This is a genomic window from Microbulbifer sp. S227A (assembly GCF_049800935.1).
The window spans coordinates 66,861-73,532 of the sequence record NZ_JBNAFZ010000018.1 but is presented as its reverse complement, the minus strand read 5'-3'; the positions used below and the strand labels follow the sequence as shown (position 1 = coordinate 73,532).

Annotated in this window: 6 protein-coding genes; 2 read left to right on the top strand and 4 right to left on the bottom strand. The window is 61.1% G+C overall.

Features of this window, described 5'->3' with window-relative positions; all coding sequences use genetic code 11:
* The 4 genes from ACP15R_RS24605 to ACP15R_RS24590 form a co-directional block, all read right to left on the bottom strand.
* Positions 1-1,927: relaxase/mobilization nuclease domain-containing protein (locus ACP15R_RS24605; RefSeq protein ID WP_424988544.1), on the bottom strand; the 1,927-nt coding region annotated here is incomplete at its 3' end.
* Positions 1,920-2,642, bottom strand: a complete 723-nt coding sequence (locus tag ACP15R_RS24600; RefSeq protein ID WP_424988543.1) for a helix-turn-helix domain-containing protein — start codon at positions 2,640-2,642, stop codon at positions 1,920-1,922. The genes ACP15R_RS24600 and ACP15R_RS24605, both read right to left, overlap by 8 nt.
* Positions 2,643-3,054: 412 nt before the next feature.
* Positions 3,055-3,231, bottom strand: coding sequence for a hypothetical protein (locus ACP15R_RS24595; protein WP_176832925.1), 177 nt, complete (start codon positions 3,229-3,231; stop codon positions 3,055-3,057).
* 636 nt (positions 3,232-3,867) lie between these two features.
* Positions 3,868-4,206, bottom strand: coding sequence for a DUF736 family protein (locus ACP15R_RS24590; protein WP_424988541.1), 339 nt, complete (start codon positions 4,204-4,206; stop codon positions 3,868-3,870).
* A 501-nt stretch (positions 4,207-4,707) separates the two neighbouring features.
* Between ACP15R_RS24590 and ACP15R_RS24585 the strand changes: the two genes are divergently transcribed.
* Together ACP15R_RS24585 and ACP15R_RS24580 are read left to right on the top strand one after the other, a co-directional pair.
* Positions 4,708-5,424, top strand: coding sequence for a hypothetical protein (locus ACP15R_RS24585; RefSeq protein WP_009574254.1), 717 nt, complete (start codon positions 4,708-4,710; stop codon positions 5,422-5,424).
* A 30-nt stretch (positions 5,425-5,454) separates the two neighbouring features.
* Positions 5,455-6,660 carry an XRE family transcriptional regulator gene (locus ACP15R_RS24580; RefSeq protein ID WP_424988540.1) on the top strand — a complete coding sequence of 402 codons (1,206 nt, stop codon included), beginning with the start codon at positions 5,455-5,457 and terminating at the stop codon, positions 6,658-6,660.
* Positions 6,661-6,672 lie beyond the last annotated feature (12 nt).

The following is a 6,672-nucleotide window of genomic DNA, read 5'->3' as shown; positions in this document are numbered from 1 at the left end:
AGAATTCCATCTCGTCATCGAGACCGCGGTCGCGGCCAAGATCGCGCCCCAGCTCCTGCGCCTCTTGGCTCCCGCGCAGTCGTGCCACCTCGGTCGCCTTGTCCTGCTGCAACCCGGCGGCGCGGTCGGTGAAGACCTGGTCGCCGTTCTCCTCGAAGGTCATCTCCAGGAACTCCTGCGTGACGGTGATCTGGTCGAGCTTGCTTGGCAGGGCCGCATCCAGCACCTCGTAGTTGCCACGGCGAAGCTCGGCCATGCCCTCCTCACCCAACTCCTTGAAGAGCTCGGATTGCAGGGTCCGCTCGACCGTCTCTTCCTGTTCCTCGGTTAGCTTGCCGTCCCGCAACATGTCGGCGAGGTCCTGCAGGTAGGGATTGGGCGTCCGGTCATCCTCATCGATGAGGGGCAGTGTCGCCTCCTCCTCGTCCGCGAGAGTCCGACCGATCTCGACGCCCATTTCCTTGGCGCGCTCCATCAGCGCGTCCATCACGCTGTCGACCTTTTCTAGGGCTGCATCCAGTTGGTCATCATTGGCCGTCTCGACGCTGAGACCGTCCTTGGCCAGCACCGCGTTCATGTCCCGCTCGACCCAATCCTGCGCCATGCCGTAGTTCCGCGTGCCGCCCGCAGCAATCCGAGCCACCAGATCCTCACTGTCCATTCCGGCTTCCTCCGCCCGCTCGAGCACGTCGCGCAGCCCTTCGTCCTTGCCGGACTGCAGCGCGGCGATCAGCACCTCGCTGCCCGCCCCCGGCGGATAGGGTTCTTTGAGCTGCTTGCCGAACCGCGCCCGTAGTTCCGGATCCGGCACCATCTGCGAGAGGTCCGCAATAATCGGTGCGGCCTTGACCTCGAAGGCGGCCCGCTCGGTCGGATCCAGTTCCTCGGCCTTGAGCCTCAGCGCCTCGATCGTGCGTTCGGAATAGTCGATCGCATCACCGACGGTCTTGATGTCCTTCATGTCTATCTCTCCTTCGGTGAAGTTCCACGGCGTGCCGGAACCAAGCCCCTCCGCCATACCGCGCACGGCGCGCGCCATGTGGCGCTGGTCCATCCGGTCCAGCAGGTCGGCGAGGTTCTTGTAGTCCTTGGCGAAGCCCACCACCTGGGCCTGCGCGATGGCGGATTCCTGGGCCGTCATCACGATCTCGCGCGGCAGCCTCGCCTCTTCCTTGGCGCGGTAGATCTCCTCGATCCCGGCGGGCTTCTCGAAGATGCCGCGCTCGAGCCGGGTGGTGGCGTCGAGCATCACCCCGTAGCGTTCCGCGATCTCGGCCTGCTTTTCGCGCATCAGCTGCGGCGACATCACGCCTTCGGCCCAACACGAAAACCAGGTACCCTTCTCGACGCCGCGATTGTTCAGGATGATATGGGCGTGTTTGTGCGCCCGGTCGTCATGGACCGCGAGCACATAGTCCCACTGATCGCCGTATTCGCCGCTCTCGAAGAAATGCTCCGTCCAGTCCATGGCGATATCGCGGACCTGGTCGACCGTCACGTCGGTCGGGAACGAGAGCAGCATGTGCGAGGTGAAGCCGAGCTTGGTCGAGCCGCGCCAGGTCCCGGCCCAGTCCTCGATGATGTCTTCCTTCTGCTCCTCAGAAAGCACCGCCGCATCGGTCAGCGCGTTGGTCATCGTCGAGTAGGTGTAGACCGCCTTGTCGTTGATGTAGGAGATCTGCGCCCCGAGCGAAGCACGCGTCTTGCAGCCTCCTGCCCGGATCCGTTTGAACACCGCCGCCCGGCTGTGCCCCGTCGCCGCCTTCAGCGCGTTGCGTGCCGACATCGAGCCGACGCGCGCGAAACTGCGACCCTGCCGACGCCCCGCCAGCCGCGCGTCGATCCGCACCGCGGCCTGACCCCGGATGCGCTCATCCTCCCAGAGCCGCCCCATGACCGAGGTGTAGAGGGCGAGCGGATCAGCCATTTCGAGAGTTCCGGTTCTTCAGAAAATCATCGGCTATCGCCGTTCGCGTTCGAGGCTTGCCGAGAGGCAGCGAAGGGTGATCCAATTCTGAACCGGAACTCTCACGCACCAGCCTCAGACTGCTCCCGATCGCGCGCGGGTCATCCTCCAGAACCGCGCTCTCCGCTCCCTGCCCTTCTTCCTTTTGCGGCCACTCCTGATGACGCAGCGCCTGCGCCGCATCCTTCATTCGGCCCATCTCACGGCTCATCGACTGCGCCAGATCCAGCAGTTCGATCAGCACCGCGCGGTCCGCCTCCGAGACCTCGAGCCGACCGCGATGGACCGCCTTGGCAAGCACCAGTCCGGCGTCACTCACATCCTTCGCCTGACGCCACGCGGCGCAGAATTCCTCGACCAAATCACGGGGTACATCGAGAAAACCGCACCGTCCGCGCAGCACCGCATTGAGCGCCTGCGACCGGTTGGCAAAGCCTCGTTCGCGCCATTCTGCATCGAAGGCGTCCAGCTCGGATCGACTGGCCCGGAACGCCACCGTCTCGCTCGGATCGCGCACTGCGATCCCCTCGCCCGCCTCTTCTTTCGCGAGCCGGCTCACATGGCGCGGGGAGATGCCGAACACCGCCGCCAGGTCCTTCGCGCTCTCGCCTGCCGCAAAGCGCCGCGCGACTTCTATGCGCTCTTCAAGCTTCAGGTTTTTCGCTGGCCTAGGCACGGGTCAGACCCCTCGGACAAAATGTGCAAACATTGGCCATATCCTGCCAACGTCTTCCTTCTCTCCTTCGCTTATACTTCAATACATTACATTGCGCAATATTACGTTTTGCATGATGTGTCTTTTTGATGGCATTTGGACGCCATCAAGACCCCGCGTCGCGGCGCGACATGGAACGGGTCCCGCCCTCATCAATGCAGGACAACCAGGTCGAAAAAGCTTCCGAAACTTGTGTTCAAGACGCACGTGGCGACACGCAAACCGAACGCTCGATCCGGTCACGGATCGGCGCCAGGAACACGAGAATGGCCCGCGCTGGATGGCGCGGGTCGCACCCTCTGCGAGCGTCACGATGCTTCTGAGTGTCGACGCCAGAACCCTGCGGATCCGAAGACACGCAGGGGTATCTGGGTCAGTGACCCAGTCCCTGATTTCGCAGATCGTCGTAGCGGCTGCGGGCGATCAGCGCCTCGGTCTCGAGGCTGTCGAGGGTCTCTGGATGGGCGTCTTCATCAAAGGCGGCGAGGTAAGCATCGAAGGCCATGTCGGCTTGCAGTTCTGCGAGGTCGATGGATTGTTCGAGTGTCATGGTGTGATCCTTTCCGTTGATCGTCGTTGGACGGATCGTGGAAAAGACCGGGGGCATGAGAGCGGGCTGCACCCGGCACGGGGCGGAATGAAATGGAGCACGCCAGGGGCAGGTTTGTTGTGAGCGATGCTCCGCAGCGCTCAAGGCGCAAGCCGCCCAGAAACCTGCCCCCGGCGTTGCCGACCGCTCGACCCCGGGCTAGCGATCTCTAAGGCCAACAGGTCGACGGAAACGCGCGCGGCGGTGACCCTGACGTGAGACGTTGCCCCGGGATTCATGACGATGATTTGCAATTCTGTTGCCTGCGGCGCAGGGCGAGTTCGCCGCCCCAGGGAGCTTCACCAAGAGGACCAAGGCACGGGTTGCTCGACTGAGAGAAGGGGTGCGCTTGCCTCGTTCAGTGGGCTGCCAGCTCTCCCTGCGGACGTTCGGTTCCGACTCAGGTTCGCACGATCCGCACTGTCACATCGCAGAAAGATCATGGTAGCATCTGCGACCTATCCGGACTGACCAACCGCCTCCGCATCCGCGTCCGAAAGATGCCGCATTCTTCGGACACCGATAGTGCACCGGTCGAGGACAAGTTCCCCCGGGAACGAGAAAGAGCCAGACCGCCGGAGCGGTCTGGCCGTTGGCTTAGGCGGCGTCTTTCGGCCCCCAGGGGATGACGGCCTGCAGGGACAGATCGTCCTGGTTGGCGGCCTTGCCGAGGTTGGCGTTGAAGCCGTGATCGCGGATGGTCAGCGTGTAGTAGTCGGCGCCGGTCTCCTTGTTCTGATTCTTCCAGATGCCGCCGCACTCGACCAGCTTGCCGCGCGGGGAGCGGCCGAGGACGCGGTGCGTGGGGGCCATCGGGTTCGTACTCGCGACGGGTTCGACCGTGATGTCGAGGTCGAAGGTCAGGGTCGAGATGGAGCCGACGCCCTTGGCGGTTTCGATGTCGGCGCTGGTGAATTTGATGCAGTTCGTGGTCATTGCTCTTCTCCTTGTTTGCGTTGCAATGATGGTCACCTTGCAGCTGGCCAAGGCCTGGCCACACCGAAGGCGAAGCGCAGCGGAGAGGGGCAGGCGCCGGTCTTTTTGATCCGCGCGGAATGACCCGCAGGGGCAGGGGAAAAAGATCGGCGGCAACCTTTGTGGCCGGGACGACAGCTGCGACCAGCATGTCATGCAAAGCAACACATCGGGAGAAGTGCGGTGGCCGCGAAGGAAGGTGGGTGAACTGCCGAGGGAGACGCTGCAGGGGCATGTGAAACAATAACCTATCGCCGGCCTCGTCTTCAGGATGAACCTCGAGAGGATCCAGTCCTAGGCCACTCGACCAGCCTTGGACCGGTCGGCACTTGGTCAAAGCGAGGCACTAGCTCGGGATGTCCAGGACGATAAGATGAACAAAGCCGGCTGCTCGCAATTGACTTAACGCAATTTTTGAGTCAAATTTCCCGCAAAACGCAACCCCACAGAATCGGAGCAGTCATGGGGGATTTTGTCAAAACCCGTTTCCCGGTCGCGATCTATCGCGGCCTGATCATTGATCTTGAGGACCGCCTGCGCGGAGAAGCCCTTAAAGCTCATCGAATGATTCAGGATCACTCTGGTCTGGATACACGTCGTGCACGGCGCCTTGAGGGAATGTCGCGTTTCCACATGATGGAAAAGGGGTTTCAGGAGGTCTGTGAACTTCATGGCGGCGCACTGCTCGACGGCGGCATTATCCCCGGTTCGGACTTCAAGGTTTTCCAACCGTTCATGCGTTTCGAGCATGAAGGGCAAGGCTTCATCCTTGGCCTCGCGGCAATGCCGGAACCCAGCAAGCTTCCGGTCAAGAACAAGTCGCGGAAGGCCGGTGTGACACTGAACTACAAGCTGTCTCCTCACTTCGATTTTGATGGTACTGCCCCTCAGATCGGGGACATCTGCATTCTGTTTCTCTTCGCTCGCGACCCTGAACAAGCCGGCAAGATTAAGGAGTTGGCCATCGGGCTCATTGATTCCGATTATGAGCAATACCTTTTCTACGAACGGATCGACCAGTACCTCGCGGATGACGGGGATGTGTCGGAACCCAGCTCGCCGTTTTCGACACCTCCCGCATTGCCTGCCAGCGGTGCTGTCCGCCTGAAGCGCACGATGAAGCTTTTTGTTCCCCCCGAGGCTCCATCTGTGGATGACGAACAGGATGGCAAAGCGTAAAGGGTGCCACCGGCACCAGAGGAGGGAAAAATGCGAGTGGGAACACCCGGCTTCGTGCCGGAACGTCTCGTTGAGGCGCGCGCCGCCCGGCGCGTTCAAAGCATGAAAGAGTTGGCCTTGATGCTGGGAGTCAGCCCTAGTTCGGTTTCCCGTTGGGAAACCGGCAAACAGGCGCCGGAAGCTGATGCTCTGACAGAATTGGCGAAGGCCCTGCGGGTCCGGCGAGAGTTTTTTCTCCGTCCGGTCTTCGATAGCCCGCGACCGATGTTCTATCGAAAACTGGTCAGCACGCTGAAGCGCGACCGCGAGTATCAAACTTCTCAGGTGAGCTGGCTACATGAGATCAGCCACGTCTTGCAGCACTATGTTGATTTCCCCGAACTCGACATTCCAGACGTTCTGGGTGGCTCCAGCTACAGTCAGCTTCGGGACGAAGACATCGAGGACATCGCCGGCGAACTGCGGTCCCACTGGCAATTGGGCGAAGGCCCTTGCACAAATGTCGTAGCGGTCCTTGAAAAGATCGGCTGTGTCGTCGGCTCCATCGAAATGGGAACGTCCAAACTCGACGGCGTTTGCAGCTGGTCCAAGTCCGAGGACCGTCCTCACATCTTGCTCGCATCAGACAAGATGAATCTCCCCCGTCGTCAGATGGACGCCGCTCATGAACTGGGTCATGCAGTGCTGCACCGGAATGTCAGCGCAAAAGCATTGCGCGATGATCTTCCAGAGATCGAGCGCCAGGCATTCCGTTTCGCAAGCGCGTTTCTTATGCCGCAGACGACTTATGTGCCGGAGGTCCCGAACTACTCCCTTGCAGGGTTGCTGTCCCTGAAAGAACGTTGGCGCGTTTCTGTGAAGGCCCAGATCAAGCGGTTGGTGGATCTAGAAATCATCCCGCAGGATCATGCCACGCAGCTCTATAAGACCTATTCCGCCAAAGGCTGGAACCGACAAGAGCCGATGGACAAGGAGTGGGCTGTTCCAAAGCCACGTATGTTGCATGATGCTCTTGGCCTGATCGTGGATTCCGGCACCCGCAGTAAGGACGACCTGCTTTCGGTCGAGTTCACGATGCATCCGGGCGATATTGAGAACCTCGTCGGCCTTCCGTCTGGTTGGTTCAGCAAGAAAACAGGCGACGTGGTGTCATTGACTCTCAAGACGGACGCTTCGCGTGAGACAGGTGCACCTGCAGGAGGGTCGGTGATCCCATTCTCCCGGCGTGAATCGTAATAGGGTTGGCAC